Genomic DNA, 17518 nt, shown 5'->3' on the forward strand with positions numbered 1-17518 from the left:
CAGGGACCGGTTACGAGGCAGCCCCCAACTGGGCCTTGAAGACGGACTGATTGAAGTACGCCTTCGCCTCCCGAATGAGGCCGATGTCGTCCAGTTCGTAGATGTTGATTCCGGACCAGTTGACCGGACTGCCGTCCAGAGTGACGGCGGCGCCGTGCCAGGAAACAGCGACGTGGTTGCCCACGGTGTAGGCCTCGACGGGAGTCAGCCCGAGGAAGGGATGGAAGTTGGGCAGGACGGAGGCGATGAAGTCCCTGATCGCGGTGCGCCCGGTGATCGGCGGCGTGCCGATGGGGTCGTGGAAGACCCCGTTCTCGGCGAACGCCTCGGCCCAGGTGTCGGCGTCACCTTCTTGCGAGGCGCGGAAGAACTGCAGGATGGCGGGGGGCATGGCCGGGAAGGTCATGAAGATTCCTTCGAGTTGGTGGGCGCTGCAGATGGGCGGGGTGGTGGTCGGCCCCGGGGGCGGTGGCCGCGGGGCGGGGTGGTGGTCGCCCCCGGGGCGGTGACCGCGCGTAAGTCCGGCGGGCCGTCACCGTGGCGTGCTCATGGGCGGCGTCACGGTCGGGGTGGCGGACGAGTCTGCGTGGTGTGGGGGACGCCGGCGGCCGGCGAGAAGGGCGCCGAGGGCGAGAGCGGCCGCGGCCGCGATGCATGCGCACACTCCTGGCCAGCCGAGGTGCCCGTAGGCGCGGATGCCGAGCCAGGAGCCGGCGCTGCCGCCGAGGAACGAGCACGTCATGTAGGCGGTGTTGAGGCGACTGCGGGCCTCGGGGCGCAGGGCGAAGATGCGGGCCTGGTTGGCGACTTGGCTGCACTGCAACGCGACGTCCAGCAGCAGAAGCCCCACGGTGAGCGCGGCGAGTCCCGCCGCGCCGCCCGTGCTGCCCAGCATGAGGACGGCTGAGGCGGCGAGGGTGGTGATGATGCAACAGGCGTTCACGCGGTCAGCGCCGTGTCGGTCCACCCAGCGCCCGGCGGCCGGGGCGCAGAACATGCTGGCCGCGCCGATCAGCGCCAGCATGCCGACCGCCTGGGTGTCCAGGTGATAGCGCGGGCCGGTGATGAGGAGGGCGAGAGCGGTCCAGGCGGCGCTGAATCCGCCGAAGAGGGCGGCCTGGTACAGGGCGGAGCGGCGCAGGCCCGGCTCGGTGCGCACCATCCGTACGGTGCCGACGAGCAGCACCGGGTACCGGTCGCGGACGGAGACGGTGGTGGCGGGCAGGGCCAGGCCAAGGACGAGTGCGAGCAGGGCGGTCAGGGTGGCGGCGACCAGGTACGGGGCGCGCCAGCCGAGATGTTCGCCGAGCACCCCGCCGAAGGTGCGGGCCAGCAGGATCCCGCCGATCAGACCGCCCTGCAGGGTGCCGATCACCGAGCCGCGCCGATCTGGAGCGGCCAGGCCGGCCGCCATGGGTAACAGCAGTTGGGGTACTACCGTCGCCGCTCCGACCACGACACCGGCGGCTATCAGGGGAGCGGCGGTTGGGGCGAGGCCGGCGGCCAGGAGAGCGCAGGCGGCCACCGCCAGCAGGACGGTGATCAGGGGACGGCGCGGAAGCCGATCGCCGAGCGGGACCAGGAAAAGGATCCCGGCCGCGTAGCCGAGTTGGGTGAGCGTGGCCAGGCCGGCTGCGGCGGACGGCGCGATGCCGAGGCTCTCGGCGATGAGAGGGGTCAGCGCCTGCGGGAAGTACACGTTGGCCACGCCGACGCCGCATGCCAGGGCCATCACCAGCGGCAGTCGCCGCCCCAGCCCTGCTGACTCGTGCTCGGGAGAGGCGGGCGGATTGCTCGGGGACACCTGAACTCCAATCGAACGAACTAGATGGTTCGGAAGCTGGAAAGGAGAGTCGCAGACTGCGGCACGATCGTCAAACGAACTGGTTCGTTACTATCGAGGCATGGCATACGACTCCGCGGCGACCAAGGAACGCATCCTCACCGCAGCGGCCACCGAGTTCGCCGCCCACGGCGTCGCCGGCGCCCGCGTGGACCGCATCGCCGCCCAGGCCAAGGCCAACAAGCGGGCGATCTACGACTACTTCGGCGACAAGAGCAGGCTCTTCGCCGCCGTGCTCGAACGACTCATGGCCGATCTTGCCCAGGCCGTCCCGCCGGGCGACGACGACCTGCCCGCCTACGCCGAGCGTCTCTTCGACTACCACCGCGCCCATCCCGAGGCCCTGCGCCTGCTGATGTGGGAAGCCCTCGAACTCGGCGACCAGTCCGTCCCCGGCGAGGAAGCCCGCACGCGGCACTACCAGGACAAGCTCCGCGCCGCACAGGCAACGGACGGCGAAGCCGACCCGCGCACGCGTCTGTTCTTCACCCTCGGCCTGGTCGGCTGGAGCCTGGCCATGCCCCAACTCCGGCGCATGATCCTCGGCCGGGAAGAGAACCTCGACCAACTCCGCCCTGCGATCGCTGAAGCCGTCCGGGCTCTGCCGACGCAAGGCGGGCCCGGTGGGGCTGCTCCGCCAGCCGTGTGACTCGCCGGTCGTGGACCTCGGGCGATGTGAACGGCCGGCTGGCTGACGGCGATCGGCTCGGTCGCCCACCAAGGGGTCGAGTAGGCCGACCTTGAGGCTGAACGTGCGTCGGCCGGCGGCCAGTTGAGTATTGCTTTCAGACTTCGACCGTACGCCCTGGCTCCGTGTGGGCAGGTTCCGAACAGAGGTCAGGCCCTGCCGCCGTTGCCGACAGTCGAATGTCTCGGGCCTCTCGCGGCCGACCCCGCGCCCCACTTGGCGACCGGGTGCGAACCGGATACATCGCGCGCTGCTGCGGTTCATCGCAGAGGCCGAAGGTGCTGGAATCGTCGGCGGCGCCGGAATCGCCCGGTGGCGTGGTCTCGTCAGGGTCGCCGACGGCAGGCTGCTCTGGGACACCGACCATCCCGACCTGCCCTATCCGGGGTACATGACCGGATACGCCGGAGTCGCGATGTCTTTGCTCCGCCGTGCGGACCCCAGTCGCCCGACCCAGCTCTCCCGGGCCGGCTTCCGGGACAGCCGACCCAGCCACCGGCCAGAAGCCGGGCTGCCGGCCCGCACCGCCTCTGCCGCCGGCTCCCGTGCCGTGGCCGGGGCCGGTCCGGACTGCGAAAGCGCGGTCGTGCAGGGCGGGCAGACCGCGCTCGGACGGCTCGCGTGAAGGAGCGTCACGAGCCCGGCAGCCCGACAGCCCGGCACCGAGCAGGACAGGACCAGCCACTTACCACAGCGCTGGGCAGCGAGTTGCATCAAGGGCGGGGGAGGGAGGGGCCGATCAGCGGCCACCCTCCGCTGTTTGCCGGGTGTGCCATTGATGGTCGGGCAGGAAGCGGACGTCGTACTGCTGCGGAACAGTGCGGAATTTTTCGGGGGACGGAACGACGGGCTTGACGGGCAGGCCGAGCTGCTCGACTGGTGTGCCGAGGTTTTCGAAGAAGCGCTCGAAGGTGCCGCCGGGGCCCGCGGCGACGCCGACGACCTGGCTGTGGTGGCGCTCCATGCGGTAGGCATGCGGACAGTTCTTCGGTACGAAGCCGAAGTCGCCGGGCGTCAGGAGCTTTTCTTGCTGATTGCCTTCGGTGTCCTGGACGAACAGGCGGACTGCGCCGTGCGTGACGTAGAAGACTTCATGGGTCTCGGGGTGGAGGTGGGCCGGGATGATGTCGCCCTTGGGGCCCTCCACGGTGAAGAAGTTGAACATGTTCCCGGTCTGCTCCCCGCCCGCGTAGACGGTGATCAGATCGCCGAACAGATGGGCCCGGTCGCCCTCGCCCTTTTCGATGAAGTAGGGCTTGCCCGGGTCCGCGGGTATGCGTGAGGCGCGCCGGTAACGGGTGGCGTACTCGATGGTCATCGTCTCTCCCGGAAGGGTCGCGAAAATAACGTCAGGTAGCCTGACATTATCCGGAGCTGAGTCGCAGGCCACCCGCCGACAACCAAGCCACCCGCCGACAACACGGACTCACGCCGTGCCCGACCAGACCTCATGAGGAACCGATGCCGACCAGTCGCACCCTCCCTCAGCTGCTCAATGACGCCCGCAGCTGGTTCGACCAGGCGCTGCAGGCGGCCATGACCACCGCGGGCGCGCCGCCGGTGACGCCCACGCAGCTTCAGCTCTTCGCCGCCCTGGACGAGGAGGGCACGACCATCTCCGAGCTGGCCCAGCGCATGGGCGTCACACGGCAGACCGGCCACCAGGCGGTGCACAGCCTGGTCGCAGCCGGCCTGCTGGAACAGATCCCCCACCCCACCTCGGACCGAAAACGCCTGATCCGCCGCACCCAGGACGGCGCCCGCGCACACCGCCAGGCACTCCACGCTCTGGAAAGGCTGGAAGCGGAGCTCGCTCAGCGGATCGGCCGCCAAGCGGTGGATGCGCTCAGGACGGCTCTGGAAACGCCGTGGGGGGATCCGCCCGCCCTTTGACGGGCAGTGCACGGCTCATCCCGCCCGACCTAGCGGCCCGGCACCCGGCGCCGCAGCACGTTCAAGCCTCATCACGCCGGGCTTGTACGGGCGTGGGCCCGGAGGCCCCGGGGGGGGCGTACTCGGGCTTCAGCGGTTGCGCGACGGCTGTGGCCGCGCGCCGTACGCGCTGCACTCGGCAGCGACGGGACCGAGTCGGCGATGGAGCCGTCCGCCAGGCGGCATCATGGACGCGGCACAGAGCGTGAGCCCGGTCGACGCGCCGATGAGGCCGTGAACGCGGCGGGCGGCAAGGATGAAAGGAATTCAAGGGTGACGGCAACAGCCAGTGACATCGAGAGGGCGGCGGGTGTGCTGCGCACCGGGGGCCTGGTGGCCCTGCCGACCGAGACCGTCTACGGTCTGGGCGCGAACGCCGAAGACCCCGCCGCCGTCGCGCGGATCTTCCAGGTCAAGGGCCGGCCGCCCTCGCACCCGCTGATCGTCCACATCGCCGCCGCGGATCAGTTGGACGACTGGGTGGAGGACGTGCCCGCGGCCGCGCGCGTGCTGGCCGAACGTTTCTGGCCCGGGCCGTTGACCCTGGTGCTGCGGCGCGGACACCGGGTGCCGCTGGAAGCGACGGGTGGTCTGGAGACGGTGGCCGTGCGCGTGCCCGATCACCCGGCGGCTCTCGCGCTGCTGACGGCGTTCGGCGGCGGCGTCACCGCCCCCTCCGCCAACCGTTTCGGATCGGTCAGCCCGACCACCGCCGCCCACGTCCGCGCGGAACTCGGTGACGCCGTCGATTTCGTCCTGGACGGCGGATCCTGCGAGGTCGGTGTCGAGTCGACCATCGTCGACGTCACGGGGGAGACCCCGAGCATCCTGCGGCCGGGAGGGGTGACGCGTGAGGACCTGGAGGCGGTCCTGGGTCACCCGGTCGCGGTCCCGTCCACGAGTAGCGTCCGGGTGCCGGGCCAGCACCCGTCGCACTACGCGCCGTGTGCACGGGTCGTGCTGGTCGAGCCGGAGAGGGTCGTGGACGAAGCCCAACTCGCCCAGGAGGCTGGGCATCGGGTAGGCGTCTTCCTGCCCCCGTCCCTCCTCGGTGCCGAAGTGAAGGCGCACGCCGTGATGGCCGTGCCCGCGTCGCTGGATGCCTACGCCCAGGGGCTGTACGGGTTCCTGCGCGAGCTCGACCAGCAAGGGTGCGACCTGATCGTCGCGTCCCTGCCGACGGAGGAAGGCCTGGGCCTGGCGATCGCCAACCGGCTTCGCCGCGCCGCGGGGCCCCGGGCTGACGTGTAGGCGGCGACGGGGGCGGCCAGGGCCCGGCGGGTTTCTGAAGGACCAGACGGATGCCGGTGCCGGTCTCCTTGACGAGTGGCAGAAGGCTCTCGTGTCCGCGGAATCCGGACCGGCGGGCCCGCCGCCGAGCGGCACCCCCTCCGCGTGGCTGCCGAAGGCGGCCGGCTTCTGCCATCCGTAGCCGCTCCGCGCAGTCGAAACGGAGTCCACGTGACGTATGCCGCGTCCGAACCCAGGGGGCTTCGCCGTCCCCTGGGATCGAGGTGTGGTGCTCGAATCAATCGTGGCGCAGGACCGCCAGCGCGAAGGCCAACCGGCGGTCGAGCCAACTCGCGTGCGGTATATAGGACTTGACGCCTTGAGTGTGCCCTGCGGTCAGGGCGACCTCGTCGCCGGCCCGCCAGGTGACGGGCCTGTTCGGGCGTGTGTGGTTGGTGTCCTGGCCTGCCAGCTCGCCGAAGAGCACGGACTCGACGACGGAGGCGGCCAGACTGCCCGCGCCTCGAACGGCGGTGTCCGTGCCGCGTGACGCGATGTCCCGGGCGCTGCCCCTGGCCCAGTGGTAGCGCGCCACGACATCGGGGTGACCCGGCTGCCTGAGCCACCACCCGTGCTGTACCGCGCGCTTGGCCGCGCCGGTACGGAAGACCACGCCGAGTTCGTGCCCCGCACCATCACGCACCAGATACCGCTCACCACCCGCTCCGTCGGCGGGTGCGACGGTGCACACCACCTCCTGCGCCTGGGTGGCGTCGTGCAGGGTGTATATCCGGCTTCCCGGGTCCTGTTGCTCGATGAAGGCAGCCGCAGCGAAGTACCGCACCCCATCAATGGTCACCGACCTGCGCACGGCGTGGCGGCCGACCAGCTTCTTCCGCCGGGAAGCGGCCGGGCGCACCACCTCGCCGATCATGAACGGGCCCTCCGCGTCCCACGGCATGGGGGCGACCGTCGGAAGTGCCTCTCTCCTGCCGAACACAGCGGCCTTCACCTCACCTTTCCGGCCTGGGAGTTCATTCAGTGAAAGACGCTGAAGAGCAGGGCGAACTCACCGAGGGAAACCAGCGTGACCAAACCCGCGTACAGCGAGCACACCCAGCCCGTCAGGACGCAGACGAGCGCCCACCAACGGCCCGGCAGGCTGTGCCGTTTGGCGCGTCGACGGGCCACGTGCCCGGCCAGGATCGCCGTCCAGGCCGACAACTCCATCAGCACGAACCAGCCCAGCGTGGCCGGCGTATACAAACTCACCGGCGCCGTCAGCATGCCGCCGCTCGCCACGACGGCCGCGAGCAGAGCCGCGATGATGCCGATGGCAGCGGCCCGGTTCTCCGGCTCTGCCCATACCTCTTCCCCCACGTCAACCACGGGCGGAAGCCTAACAAGGCGCCATTACGGTCGATGCGGCCACCGGAGCGCTGTGTTCACGTAGGCCTGACGACTTGGCGATGGGGGCCGGCGTCAGCGACGGCGCGGATACGTCCGCGGCGACGGGGGTATCGACAGGGCCGGCGGTACGCCGAAGAGCAGCGCCGCTACCTCTGGCACACCGTGGGCCTTGGGGTCGCCCCCGCAAGGTGTCGAGCCCGTGGTCGCCCCTACTCGGCGTCCTGTGCCGCGATCAGGTCGAGGTCGCGCAGGCAGAAACCGAGGTGCTCGAACGTCTCGTTGAGCACCGTGCCGAGGCACTGCCGCACCGAGCGGCCCCGGGCGTACGGCGGCCAGACGTCGTCGTCGGGCACCGGCGCTCGCGCTGCGAGCTGTACAGCGGTGATCTCGGCGAGCCAGGCCTCGAGTTCGGCGGTCTGTGCGTTACGCACGTTCACGATCTCGTCAAAGCCCGGATCGAGCGAGAGGTCGAGCCCGTGCGCTCCACGATAGGGCTCGACGGCCGGCCCGATGCCCATCGGCGTGAACAGCTCCGTCGAGCCCAGGCAGCAGCGGCGGAACCATGAGTCGTGGACGAAGACCAGGTGGCGCATCGTCTCCACGGCCGACCACTCGTCGTTCACGCTGCGGCGCTCGATGCCAGGCGTCCGGCGCATGCGCTCGATCGCGGCTGCCCAGCCCGCGTGGAGCTGACGGGAAGCCTCGCGCAGATCGGCAGGACTTTCGGAGCGGATCAGCACCCGCACCGGATGGCGCCGATCGAGCTCTGCCTCGACGTACTCGGTGACTTCGACACCGTTCACCACGACGTTGGTGACGGGCCCGTCGATCACGGCATCCTGCGTGACGACGCCGATCAGGCGTGCCCCGGTCAGATCGCACTCGCGGAACTCCACCCCGCGCAGATCCTCGTCCACGTACCGTGTCATGCCCCGCATAGTACTGATCTTTTCGTAGATGATCGGTCCGCCGCATGCTTGAAAGCCCCCAATTTCGGGGCGAGTTGACGTATGTTCAGGGTCCTGCGTCGCCGATAGCTCCATGACCAGTACAGCCTCCTCCCTCAGCTGCAAGCTCCACGGGCGCTGCGCGTAGGCCGCGTCCCCTACCCGCGCGCAGCTGCACCGGTTGCCGGGTGGGCAGGGTCCAGCCGGTGAGCCGCCTTCAAAGGACGTCTCGGACGCCGTTCGGCACCGGTCGCGGTGCGGTCATCTCGGCCCTCTATGATCACAGGCGAAGAGGTGGGCGCCGGCGAGAGGTCTATGGGAATGACCGCAGCGCGTATGTCCGCAGTTGTGCTGGCCACGTGGGGCGTGCTGGTCGCTCTTCTTCTCGCGCCGGCACCCCTGCCAGAGCAGTGGCGCTACTCCATCTACTCTCCAGCGAGCGTGGGCCTGTGGCTGCTGACCATGCTGGTTGCCCCTGTCGTGGCCTGCATCGCCAAGTGGCCATGGATCAAGTCGGGCTCGCCCAGCGCTCCGAGCGAGGTGGATGCCACCGGGCCTGTCAGATGAGCCGCGACTCCCGCACGGGGCCTGCGGCTGCCCCTTAACGTCCCGTCAGCAACTGCGGGATGGCCCACAACTGGGACGCGCTCGCGGATTGCCTCCACGACTGGCACGGCCCCGGCCATGGGAACCAGGATCTCGCGATCCTCATCGAGCACGCGGACGACCTGTTGAGGACGGACTTCCTCGGGGTGTTCGTATCAGTGCTCGCCCAGGCAGCCTGGCATTCCAACCTGCGCCTGGACGGAGACGGTGAGCTCGATGAGTGGCGGCCGCGCACAGCCCAGCACTTCGTCTTCCTTCTGGACCACGCTGCACCTGTTGCATTCGCAGAGAAGGCGGCGCGCGGTGTGGGCGTGGCGGTGGCGCTCTCGGACGGCCGCCTGCTCGCCACCCTGGCCGACACCGACTGGCCCGGTGGAGATCCCGCGGACGCCGCATGGACGGCCGGCCCGCTCTCCTTCGCGGACCAGGAGCTCCTCAGCGGATTGACTATCGAGGCCCTCAAGCTATTCCGACACCATCTCGACTGCTCGATCCACGAGGCCCTGGACATCCTCCAGTCTCGCTCTGAACACCTGCGCCACGAACATTGGACGACGACTGATTGACGGTTTGGGCCGCCCCAGCCAACCACCTGAACTCCTGAGTGGGCGCTTCCACTAGCGAGCAACAGCCCATCACTCGACGGCTGTTGATGACGGCACGCCCCGCCTGCGAACTTCCTCCGGTTGCCTCCGGGACGGCACCACCACAGTGGCCCGGTCCGCCCGTCGCTCCCAGCCCTCATCGACTCCTACGGCTACGTCTGAGCGCGGCCGTCGGTGGCGCCTGTTCGTTGACGCCGTTCTTCTGCACCCCGCTGCATGGCCGGCGCTTCTGTCGCGGTGGTCGCCACGCCGGGATGGACGCCGGTCTTGTCCGGGTCGGCTTTGACTGCCGATACAGCGGACGCTTCGGCGACACGGGAGTGGTCTCCGCGAGAAAAGCTCAACCATGGATCTCATCCCGTCCCGGCGGCCCACGTCGCGGTCGTATCTCGGCGGATGCCGCCGCAGCGCATGTCTCAGAGCCCCGCACGCATGTCGTGCCCGGCGGTCGGGCGCGATGACGGGGTTCACGAACCACCCCTAGGTGCTATCGGTTCCCGCCGCCGTTGGGCGCTGTCGCTGATGCGGATCAGCAGGGCGACCATGAGCCAGTTGGCGACCATGGACGAGCCGCCCTTGGCCAAGAAGGGCAATGCCTTCCCGGTCAGCGGGATGAGGCCCGTGACACCGCCGGTGACGACGAACACCTGGAGTACCAGGGCACTGGAGAGGCCGACGGCGAGGAGCTTGCCGAACGGGTCGCGCGCCAAGAGGGCGGCACTGAAGCCCCGTTGGGCCAGCAGCGCGTACAGGGTGAGCACCGCCATCACCCCGGCCAGGCCGAGTTCCTCGCCGACGCTGGTGAGGATGAAGTCGCTGTTGCCCGCGAATTTGATGAGCTCCGGATGGCCCTGGCCGAGTCCGCTGCCGGTCAAGCCGCCGCTGCCGAAGCTGAACAGTGCCTGGCCGAGCTGCTCGGAGATGCCGGCCTTACGTCCGGCGTCGGTGAAGGCGTCCATGGGGTGGAGCCAGGCGGCCACCCGGCCGTGTACGTGCGGTTCGACGGAGCCAACCACTCCCGCCCCGACCACCGCCATGAGCAGGCCGCACACCACCCAGCTGGTCCGTTCGGTGGCCAGGTAGAGCATGATCACGAACAGTCCGAAGAAGATGAGGGAGGTGCCGAGGTCGCGCTCGAAGACCAGCACGAGCAGGCTGAGTGCCCAGATGGTCACGATGGGCCCGAGTTGGCGCCCGGGCGGCAGGCGCATTCCGAGGAAGCGGCGTCCGGTCAGGGCGAGCGCGTCGCGGTTGACGGTGAGGTAGCCCGCGAAGAACACCGCGATCATGATCTTCACGAATTCGCCGGGCTGCACCGACAGCGGCCCCAGCATGATCCACCGCTTGGCGCCGAACTGGTCGGCACCGAAGAAGGCGGGTGCCATCAGCAGAATCAGGGCGACGGCCATGGTGACGTAGACGTACCGCTGCAGCCACCGGTGCTCGCGCACCACGAGCAGTACCCCGATGCACAGGCCGACCGCGATGACCGTCCACACCAACTGGCCGTTTCCTACCGGGGCGATCTTCAGATCCGGTCTCGCGCGGTAGGCCACGTCGAGCCGGTACAGCAGCACCAGGCCGAGACCGGTCAGGAGCAGCGCCACCGGCAGGATCAGCGGATCCGCCCGTGCCGCCCAGCGCCGGACGGCCAGGTGCGGCACCAGCGCCAGCAGCGACACGGAGGCAGCGAACTCCGCCAGCCCTGCGGGCAGGCTGCCGGCCATCGACAGACCGGTGTACGCGTAGGCGCCCACCGTGATCGCTACGACGAGGGCCAGCAGCCCCGCTTCGGTACGCCGCCGGTTGGGCGCCCGCGCGAACGCCGCGAACGACATCGTGTGCGCGACGTCCTGCCCGGCTCGTTGCCCCCCTTGCCGGTCGACCCCTGTCAGCACCCGCACCAGTCCTTCATTGGGACACCCCCCTCATGACACCCGCCGCGGACCCGGTGCCCCGCAGCGGTGACGTGCCGGGAGACGATCACCGGCCTCGACCGGTTCCCGGAGGTGCTGCTTCTCGCCAACTTGTCCATCGGCTTGCACTGCGGGCCAGGGCGTTGAGCAGTTCAGGGTGGTTGTACCAGATCACCCCGCGGAAGCGAACGGCCAGCGGGACCAGGCCAATTGGCGAGCCTGCGAACCATCGACATTCCCCATGCCCACCGGCACGCCTCCACGACCCAGCGGCACGATCAACTCCGCAGCCGGTTGTCAGTACCCGATGAGACGGTGTGGTCATGAACATCGACGACTTCTGGACGGTCATCGACACGGCACGCATCGACGCAGCTTCGGCCTCCGCCGACCAAGGCCAAGCGTTCGCATCGGCCTTGGTCGACCGCCTCGCGGCGACATCGAAGCGGACGATCCTCGAGTACCAGCAGCGCTTCGATCAGCTCCACGGGGGCGATCTACCGCTGGGACATGTGGGCAGCCGCCTATCTGATCGGCGGAGGATGCTCCGATGACGCCTTCATGGACTTCCGGTCCGGGCTCATGGCCCAGGGCCGGGATTGGTACGCCCGGGCATCCATCGCACCTGACGTTCTCGCCCAGCATCCAGACGTCATCGCAGCGGCAGCCGAAGGTTGTGACGAGGCGCTGTTCAACGAGACAGTCACATACGCGGCCTCCTACGCCTACGAGCGCATCTGCGGTGGCGAGGATGCCTGCATTTTCCACCACGACTACGATCAGTTCTGCGGACCGCAAACCAACCACCGGCCTGCCGATATGGGCGAGGTTTTCGACTTCGACAACGCATCCGAGATGCACGCCCGCCTTCCCCGGCTGGCCGCACTCTTCCTCGAGCGCTGTGATCACTGAGTACGCGAGCCAACGAGCTGGTAGGTGGCGGCAGGCATGGCCTCGTGGCCCGTCACGGTCCTGGATGCGTTGCGGACGTACGCGGGTGAGCGGTGCGGGACTTCCCAGGACCGCCACCGCCTCGGTTCCGGCTGGAACTCCCAAGCCAGCGTGAGCTGAACCAACTGCGCAGCTACGGCTTGGCTGACGAGGTGTTCGGCGATCCGGTTGGGGCTGCCGAATCGGGCACCCCGGCGTAGTCGGGCAGCTCGATGCCGTTGATTGCGCGTCCGGCCAGGTCGGTGAACCACGCGCCGGTGAAGTCGGGGCGCGGCTCGGTGTCCGGGCCCGGGATGTCGCGGCTGCGGGCGTTCAGGCGGCCGATCTCCTGGTTGGCCTCGACGAACGGGCGCATCCGCGTCTCGTAGCGGGTGAACGCGGTGTCGGGGTCCCATCCCGCGGCGGCCAGTTCTCCCGCCAGGAGGTAGGCGCCGACCAGGGCCAGTCCGGTGCCCTGTCCGGACATCGGTGAGGAGCTGAATGCGGCGTCCCCGAGCAGCCCCACCCGTCCGCTCGACCAGCGGTCCATCACCACTTGGGCGACTTGGTCGAGATAGAAGTCCGGGGTGTCGTCCAGGTGCGCCAGGATGCCCGGGGTCCGCCAGCCCAGACCCGCCATCCGCTCGCGCAGCAGGCGCTTCTGTGACTCGATGTCACGGTGGTCGACGTCGAAGTCGGTCGAGGGAAGGTAGAACATGGCCATCGCCCGGGTGGCGTCCTGAATGGGACGCAGGAGGGCCGAGCGCCCGGACTCGTGGTCCTGGTGTTCGAGCAGCCAACGGTCCAGCCCGAACTCGTTGGGCACGCTGTAGAAGGCCAGCACGTGCCCGAGGTGGCGCAGGAACCGCTCATGCGGTCCGAACGCCATCGCCCGCAGCTCCGAATGCAGCCCGTCGGCCCCGACCACCAGGTCGAAGCGTCGTTTCCCGCCGCCCGCGAAGACCACGTCGACCCCGTCCGCATCCTGGGCGAGTTCGGCGATCCGGTCGCCGAAGATGTACTCGACACCGTCGCGGGTGTCGTCGTAGAGCACCTGGGACAGGTCCCCGCGCAGGATCTCGATGTCCGCGATGAACCCGTCGCCGCCGTCGTCGTCCGCACGGAAGGTCTCCAGCACCTGTCCGTCCGCGTCCACGGTGTGCGCGCCGGCGGTGTCGGTGCATGCGGCGCGGACCGCCGCGTCGAGCCCCATGCGCCCGATCACCTCCCGGGCCACCCCGCGTGCGTCCACCGCTTGGCCGCCGGGACGCAGCTCGGGGGCCCGCTCCACCACGGTCACCTCGGCGCCCCGCCGGCGCAGCCAATGTGCGAGCGCGGGTCCCGCGATGCTCGCCCCCGCAACCAGCACCCTGGGACCGCTCACCCGCATCCCCTGCTCGCCCGTCCGGACGCTGCGCTCCCGCTCGGAGTCGTCGATGCCCACCACTGCCTCCACATGCTTGCTCCCGCGCCGGGACGTTTCCGGCTCGGGCTCCCACCGCCGTCGGTGGACTCAGGGGTTTCGACTGCGCATGGACACCAAACTCATCGGTACGGCCGAAGGTGCGTCCGCGCTCCTACGAACGCGCGGGCCGGCGTCCGGGATCCGGGCGGGTGCGGAGCGGTCCGGGTGGGCGGAGCGCCCGTACCGGCTCAGTAGGGCCAGAGGGCGAACAAGGCGATCGCGCACAGGATCAGCAGCGTCCAGCCGAGCACCCCGATCTTTCGGCGCTGCGGGTTGCGCCCTTGGCGCCATGCGTCAGCTTCGTGTCGACTGTCTTCCATAGTCAAGGCAGCATATGGCTTGGAATCCCGTTAGGGCCCGGCAAGTTGCACCTGCGGGCGGGGGGCGGCTCATTCGACGGGGGCTCACCACTCCTCCAAGCCCCAGTTCGCTGAGGCCGGGCGCAGCAGCGGCACTCGCTCTGACCTGGTGAACCTATTTCGCTTGCCTTCGAGCGACGGCAGCCGATGCAATGACCACCATGATCCCGCAGCGCGCCCGCCTCGACTGCGCGCACCGCGCACCAGGGCCGGCCACCCGCGGTCCTGCGCGCCGTGCCGTGCGGCGGTCCGGGCCGCTTGCGCCGGCTGGACATCTGGGAGGCACCCCGTATGAGTACGTCACCGTCCTCGGCCATTAGCATCGGCGCGCTCCTTCCGCTGACCCGGCCCGGGTGGCTGGAGGCGGGCCGGCATCTGCTCGCCGGGTTGGAGCTGGCAGTTCGCGAGGTCAACGAAGCCGGCGGGGTCAACGGCAGTGCGCTGGAGCTCCTGGTTCGGGACACCGCCGCCGATCCGCGCAAGGCCGAGGCAGCCATTGAGGAACTCGCAGCGCTGGGCGTGAGCGCACTGGCCGGGGAGTACCACAGCGTCGTCGCCCGCTCCGTCGCAGCCAGGGCCGACGCCCTCGGGGTGCCGTACCTGTGCTCATCGGCCGTCCTCGACGAGCTGGTCGAGCAGCCCACACGGTGGGTGGCGCGCCTGTGCCCGGCGCAGTCGCACGGCTGGCGGATTTACGCGGACTTCCTCCTCGACGCCGGTCACCGCCGCATCGCCGTAGCCACCCAGCCCAGTGCCTACTGGACGGCCGGGATCCACATCCTCCGGGAGCACCTGGCCGCGCACGGCGGCGACCTCGTCGAGATCGATGCGGCCGCGCTCGACCCCGCGGCCGTCTGCGACGAACTCGCACAGTGCGACGCGACGGCCCTGCTCCTCCTGGTCGGCCAGCCGGACCCGGCAGTTCCCATTGTCCGGGCCGTCCGCCGCGACCGACGGCTCACGGGCGTCCTGATAGGCGCTCCGGCGGGGCAGCCGGAACTCGCCGAATGGGTGCGACTGCTCGGCGACGACGGCTGCGCCGTGCCCTTCCTCCGCTATCTGCCCGAGCGAATGAGCCCACTCGGCGCGCGGGTCGAGAAGGCGTTGCGCGAGCAGCTGGGCCAAGCGCCGTCCTTCGTCGCGTTCGAGGGCCATGACACGGTGACCGTCCTGGCGGAAGCAATGCGTTCCGCCGGCAGGGACCGCGCACGGATCTCGGAGTCGTGGGGGCATGTGGAGGTCGAGGGCACCCGTGGGCGGATCCGGTTCTCCCGTACGCCGGAAACCGGTGTGTGGCAGTGGGTCTGGCCCCCGGTTCAGGTCGTCGACCGGGACCCGAAGGACTTCGACCGCTTTCGGGTCCTGCGCACCGGTTGACCGCATCCCAGGACCGTCTGCGCGCACCAGTGAACCCGGACGGGAAGGACAGTCATCGGCGGCAGGCCGACGGGTCGGCCTGCCGCGTCCCGGTCCAACGCGTCAGTCCTCCGGGCGCAGAAGGCCGCGCTCGTATGCCTTGCGCAGGTGCTGGGGTACCAAGTACGCGCTTCCGTCGATCGTGACGGGGACGAGTGCCGGGGTGGTGGCACGCCACTGTGCGCGACGGTGACGGGTGTTGCTGCGGGACATCTTGTGTTTGGGGACGGCCATGACGGTCCTTTGATGAGGGAGGTGAAGGTCAGCGGGAGGAGTGGGGGAGGAGAGCCATTTCGCGGGCGTTCTTGACGGCCGCGGCGATCTGTCGCTGCTGCTGCGGGGTGACCCGGGTGATCCGGCGGCTGCGGATCTTTCCCCGGTCGGAGAGGAATTTCCGCAGCAGGTCGGTGTCCTTGTAGTCGACGTGTGTGATGCCGGCGGCGTCGAGGGGGTTCGGCCGGTTCCTGGGCGAGTGGGGGGACTTGGTCAGACGGGGCATGTGGGGTCCTCGGTCGGGGGTGGCGGATGCATCAGGCGACGGGGTCGAGCAGGCGGTCGAAGCCGGTGGGCCCAGGGCGGGCGGCGGATCCGGATGCGATCTCGGCGTCGGTGAGCAGGCAGGAATCGAGCAGCGCGAGCAACCCGGCGCGGTCGAGGTCCGGAGAGGTGAAGACGAGGTGCTGGCAGCGGTCGCCGTGCTCGGAGTGCCAGTCCAGTGCGGCCGCTGCGCGGCGCTCGGCGGGCACCATCTCCCAGGCGGCGTCCGGAAGAGCGGCCATCCACGGGCCTGCGTGCTCCACACACAGCGCACCGCCCGCGGCCTCCCAGGCGAGCAGGCTGTCGGGCCGGTCCGCCAGCCAGAACCTGCCCCGGCTGCGTACGGCGGCACAGCACAGCTCCTCCAGCGCCTCGTAGAGACGCCCGGAGTGGAAGGGGCGGCGCCGCTGCCAGACGAGTGTGCCGACCCCGTCCTCATCGCAGTCGTGCGGCAACCGCGCACAGGCCGGGTGCTGGGCCGTCGCCGCGGCTGCCACGTCGAAGCCGGCGAGGGCGGCTGCGCCCAACTGCCCTGATGTGATGCCGAGTTGAAGCGCGAGTGGATGCAACTGGCGCAGCAGTGCCAGATCGTCGGGCCCGGCAGCGGGGCTCTCCGCGACGGAAAGGACCGGCGCGTACTCCAGCTGTCGTGCGAACGTGTCGCCCACGGTGCGCCCGTCCCTCGGTGCCGCGGCGAGTCCGGCCTCGGCCAGGTCGTCGCCGTTGGACAGGTACGGCAGGACGAGTGCCGGGTCCACGGCCGTCATGACGCTGCTGAGCCGAAAGGCGCCGTCACCGTGGGCGGCGATGACCTCGGCCATGGTGCGCGGTTCCACCGAGTCCCACAGTTCCACCACTGCCAGTCGGGTGAGGCCGCCGCCGGCAAGGCGTTCCAGTTCGGGAACGAGGTCCTCGCGCAGGGCGCAGCAGGCGCAGTCGTTGACCAGAGGTACCTCGTCCTGGGAGACATCGCCCGTGGCGTCACGGACGCCGCGCCGGACGGTGCCCATCGGGCCGTTCGACAGGTCATGGTGCAGCACTGCGCTGCCGGGCACTTCGCGCAGCAGCTGTTCGACCGTGGCGCGGCGGGCGTCGGCGTGCAGGCCGGCCACGACCACCACGGGCATCGGTGCTTCGGGCCTCACCGTCGGCCACCGTCCCGTCCGTAGCGCTGCTCGAAGCGCTCCACGCGGCCGGCGGCGTCCAGCACGCGGGCGGTGCCGGTGTAGAAGGGGTGGCTTGCGCAGGAGATCTCGACGTCGATGACGGGATAGGTGCGGCCGTCCTCCCACTCGGTCGTCCGGTCGCTGGTCATGGTGGATCGGGTCAGGAAGGCGAAGTCGCCGGCCTTGTCTCGGAAGACGACCGGGCGGTAGGCGGGGTGGATCGCGGGCTTCATGAGGTGTCCCTGGTTCGGGGTGCGGACTGGCGGGGCCGGGCGGTCAGCGTTCCTCGCGGAAGTCGACGTGGCGCCGGGCGATGGGGTCGAACTTCTTCAGGACCAGCCGGTCCGGGCTGTTGCGGCGGTTCTTGCGGGTCACGTAGGTGAACCCGGTCCCCGCGGTGGAGCGGAGTCTGACGATCGGGCGTAGGTCGTTGCGAGCCATGGGGGTAGCATACGACAATGATTTCCA

At 69.8% G+C, this 17518-nt stretch carries 21 protein-coding genes; 7 read left to right on the forward strand and 14 right to left on the reverse strand.

Features of this window, described 5'->3' with window-relative positions:
• Positions 1–10: 10 nt before the first annotated feature.
• Together ACGF3I_RS14980 and ACGF3I_RS14985 are read right to left on the reverse strand one after the other, a co-directional pair.
• A complete protein-coding gene (locus tag ACGF3I_RS14980) occupies positions 11–406 on the reverse strand; it encodes a nuclear transport factor 2 family protein (RefSeq protein WP_393131913.1) in 396 nt (131 codons plus the stop codon).
• Between the two features lie 126 nt (positions 407–532).
• Positions 533–1804, reverse strand: coding sequence for an MFS transporter (locus ACGF3I_RS14985; protein ID WP_393131915.1), 1272 nt, complete (start codon positions 1802–1804; stop codon positions 533–535).
• Between the two features lie 100 nt (positions 1805–1904).
• On the opposite strand from ACGF3I_RS14985, the gene ACGF3I_RS14990 reads away from it, so the two are divergent.
• Positions 1905–2492: a TetR family transcriptional regulator gene (locus ACGF3I_RS14990; protein WP_393131917.1), complete on the forward strand. Its 588-nt coding sequence runs from the start codon at positions 1905–1907 to the stop codon at positions 2490–2492.
• Positions 2493–3270: 778 nt separating this feature from the next.
• Here ACGF3I_RS14990 and ACGF3I_RS14995 read toward each other — a convergent pair.
• A complete protein-coding gene (locus tag ACGF3I_RS14995; protein WP_393131919.1) occupies positions 3271–3849 on the reverse strand; it encodes a quercetin 2,3-dioxygenase in 579 nt (192 codons plus the stop codon).
• A 143-nt stretch (positions 3850–3992) separates the two neighbouring features.
• Between ACGF3I_RS14995 and ACGF3I_RS15000 the strand changes: the two genes are divergently transcribed.
• Positions 3993–4424 (forward strand): MarR family winged helix-turn-helix transcriptional regulator, encoded by a 432-nt coding sequence (locus ACGF3I_RS15000; protein WP_393131921.1) that lies wholly within the window; start codon positions 3993–3995, stop codon positions 4422–4424.
• Positions 4425–4736: 312 nt separating this feature from the next.
• On the forward strand, positions 4737–5714 hold the full coding sequence (locus ACGF3I_RS15005) for an L-threonylcarbamoyladenylate synthase (RefSeq protein ID WP_393131923.1): 978 nt from the start codon (positions 4737–4739) through the stop codon (positions 5712–5714).
• Between the two features lie 277 nt (positions 5715–5991).
• On the opposite strand, the gene ACGF3I_RS15010 is transcribed toward ACGF3I_RS15005, so the two are convergent.
• The 3 genes from ACGF3I_RS15010 to ACGF3I_RS15020 form a co-directional block, all read right to left on the reverse strand.
• Complete coding sequence (locus ACGF3I_RS15010; protein ID WP_393131925.1) at positions 5992–6654, reverse strand: hypothetical protein; 663 nt, start codon at positions 6652–6654, stop codon at positions 5992–5994.
• Between the two features lie 77 nt (positions 6655–6731).
• Entirely contained in the window at positions 6732–7082 is a 351-nt protein-coding gene (locus ACGF3I_RS15015) for a DUF4190 domain-containing protein (protein ID WP_393131927.1), read from the reverse strand.
• Between the two features lie 230 nt (positions 7083–7312).
• Entirely contained in the window at positions 7313–8020 is a 708-nt protein-coding gene (locus ACGF3I_RS15020; RefSeq protein ID WP_393131929.1) for a DinB family protein, read from the reverse strand.
• 656 nt (positions 8021–8676) lie between these two features.
• Here ACGF3I_RS15020 and ACGF3I_RS15025 point away from each other — a divergent pair.
• Entirely contained in the window at positions 8677–9222 is a 546-nt protein-coding gene (locus tag ACGF3I_RS15025) for a barstar family protein (protein ID WP_393131931.1), read from the forward strand.
• Positions 9223–9728: 506 nt separating this feature from the next.
• Here ACGF3I_RS15025 and ACGF3I_RS15030 read toward each other — a convergent pair.
• The gene (locus ACGF3I_RS15030) at positions 9729–11099 is read right to left on the reverse strand and encodes an FtsW/RodA/SpoVE family cell cycle protein (RefSeq protein ID WP_393132281.1); all 1371 of its coding nucleotides are present in this window, start codon (positions 11097–11099) and stop codon (positions 9729–9731) included.
• 401 nt (positions 11100–11500) lie between these two features.
• Between ACGF3I_RS15030 and ACGF3I_RS15035 the strand changes: the two genes are divergently transcribed.
• Both ACGF3I_RS15035 and ACGF3I_RS15040 read left to right on the forward strand, forming a co-directional pair.
• Positions 11501–11731, forward strand: a complete 231-nt coding sequence (locus ACGF3I_RS15035; RefSeq protein WP_393131933.1) for a DUF4240 domain-containing protein — start codon at positions 11501–11503, stop codon at positions 11729–11731.
• Positions 11688–12089, forward strand: a complete 402-nt coding sequence (locus ACGF3I_RS15040) for a DUF4240 domain-containing protein (protein WP_393131935.1) — start codon at positions 11688–11690, stop codon at positions 12087–12089. Before ACGF3I_RS15035 ends, ACGF3I_RS15040 begins: the two co-directional genes overlap by 44 nt.
• A 172-nt stretch (positions 12090–12261) precedes the next feature.
• Here ACGF3I_RS15040 and ACGF3I_RS15045 read toward each other — a convergent pair whose 3' ends face one another.
• The gene (locus ACGF3I_RS15045) at positions 12262–13563 is read right to left on the reverse strand and encodes an FAD-dependent monooxygenase (protein ID WP_393131937.1); all 1302 of its coding nucleotides are present in this window, start codon (positions 13561–13563) and stop codon (positions 12262–12264) included.
• A gap of 197 nt (positions 13564–13760) precedes the next feature.
• Positions 13761–13892, reverse strand: coding sequence for a hypothetical protein (locus ACGF3I_RS15050; protein WP_393131939.1), 132 nt, complete (start codon positions 13890–13892; stop codon positions 13761–13763).
• Between the two features lie 330 nt (positions 13893–14222).
• Here ACGF3I_RS15050 and ACGF3I_RS15055 point away from each other — a divergent pair, with 330 nt between their 5' ends.
• Positions 14223–15308 (forward strand): ABC transporter substrate-binding protein, encoded by a 1086-nt coding sequence (locus tag ACGF3I_RS15055; protein WP_393131941.1) that lies wholly within the window; start codon positions 14223–14225, stop codon positions 15306–15308.
• Positions 15309–15410: 102 nt separating this feature from the next.
• Here the strand turns inward: ACGF3I_RS15055 and rpmF are convergent, their stop codons facing one another.
• The 5 genes from rpmF to rpmG are packed head-to-tail and all read right to left on the reverse strand — an operon-like array spanning position 15411 to position 17491.
• Entirely contained in the window at positions 15411–15581 is a 171-nt protein-coding gene (gene rpmF / locus ACGF3I_RS15060) for a 50S ribosomal protein L32 (RefSeq protein ID WP_393131943.1), read from the reverse strand.
• A gap of 28 nt (positions 15582–15609) precedes the next feature.
• The gene (rpsR, locus tag ACGF3I_RS15065) at positions 15610–15846 is read right to left on the reverse strand and encodes a 30S ribosomal protein S18 (protein ID WP_393131945.1); all 237 of its coding nucleotides are present in this window, start codon (positions 15844–15846) and stop codon (positions 15610–15612) included.
• 31 nt (positions 15847–15877) lie between these two features.
• Entirely contained in the window at positions 15878–17011 is a 1134-nt protein-coding gene (locus ACGF3I_RS15070) for a CobW family GTP-binding protein (RefSeq protein WP_393132283.1), read from the reverse strand.
• A gap of 14 nt (positions 17012–17025) precedes the next feature.
• Entirely contained in the window at positions 17026–17283 is a 258-nt protein-coding gene (locus tag ACGF3I_RS15075) for a type B 50S ribosomal protein L31 (RefSeq protein WP_393131947.1), read from the reverse strand.
• 43 nt (positions 17284–17326) lie between these two features.
• Positions 17327–17491 carry a 50S ribosomal protein L33 gene (gene rpmG, locus ACGF3I_RS15080; RefSeq protein ID WP_393131949.1) on the reverse strand — a complete coding sequence of 55 codons (165 nt, stop codon included), beginning with the start codon at positions 17489–17491 and terminating at the stop codon, positions 17327–17329.
• Between the last annotated feature and the right edge of the window lie 27 nt (positions 17492–17518).

This window comes from Streptomyces sp. NPDC048111, from assembly GCF_043202815.1.
Classification (GTDB): domain Bacteria; phylum Actinomycetota; class Actinomycetes; order Streptomycetales; family Streptomycetaceae; genus Streptomyces.

Coding starts and splice junctions, on each gene's coding strand:
- ACGF3I_RS14980 (WP_393131913.1), bottom strand. CDS start 406: ATGACCTTCCCGGCCATGCCCCCCGCCATCCTGCAGTTCTTCCGCGCC.
- ACGF3I_RS14990 (WP_393131917.1), top strand. CDS start 1,905: ATGGCATACGACTCCGCGGCGACCAAGGAACGCATCCTCACCGCAGCG.
- ACGF3I_RS14995 (WP_393131919.1), bottom strand. CDS start 3,849: ATGACCATCGAGTACGCCACCCGTTACCGGCGCGCCTCACGCATACCC.
- ACGF3I_RS15000 (WP_393131921.1), top strand. CDS start 3,993: ATGCCGACCAGTCGCACCCTCCCTCAGCTGCTCAATGACGCCCGCAGC.
- ACGF3I_RS15010 (WP_393131925.1), bottom strand. CDS start 6,654: ATGCCGTGGGACGCGGAGGGCCCGTTCATGATCGGCGAGGTGGTGCGC.
- ACGF3I_RS15025 (WP_393131931.1), top strand. CDS start 8,677: ATGGCCCACAACTGGGACGCGCTCGCGGATTGCCTCCACGACTGGCAC.
- ACGF3I_RS15030 (WP_393132281.1), bottom strand. CDS start 11,099: ATGTCGTTCGCGGCGTTCGCGCGGGCGCCCAACCGGCGGCGTACCGAA.
- ACGF3I_RS15035 (WP_393131933.1), top strand. CDS start 11,501: ATGAACATCGACGACTTCTGGACGGTCATCGACACGGCACGCATCGAC.
- ACGF3I_RS15040 (WP_393131935.1), top strand. CDS start 11,688: ATGTGGGCAGCCGCCTATCTGATCGGCGGAGGATGCTCCGATGACGCC.
- ACGF3I_RS15050 (WP_393131939.1), bottom strand. CDS start 13,892: ATGGAAGACAGTCGACACGAAGCTGACGCATGGCGCCAAGGGCGCAAC.
- ACGF3I_RS15055 (WP_393131941.1), top strand. CDS start 14,223: ATGAGTACGTCACCGTCCTCGGCCATTAGCATCGGCGCGCTCCTTCCG.
- rpmF (WP_393131943.1), bottom strand. CDS start 15,581: ATGGCCGTCCCCAAACACAAGATGTCCCGCAGCAACACCCGTCACCGT.
- rpsR (WP_393131945.1), bottom strand. CDS start 15,846: ATGCCCCGTCTGACCAAGTCCCCCCACTCGCCCAGGAACCGGCCGAAC.
- ACGF3I_RS15070 (WP_393132283.1), bottom strand. CDS start 17,011: ATGCCCGTGGTGGTCGTGGCCGGCCTGCACGCCGACGCCCGCCGCGCC.
- ACGF3I_RS15075 (WP_393131947.1), bottom strand. CDS start 17,283: ATGAAGCCCGCGATCCACCCCGCCTACCGCCCGGTCGTCTTCCGAGAC.
- rpmG (WP_393131949.1), bottom strand. CDS start 17,491: ATGGCTCGCAACGACCTACGCCCGATCGTCAGACTCCGCTCCACCGCG.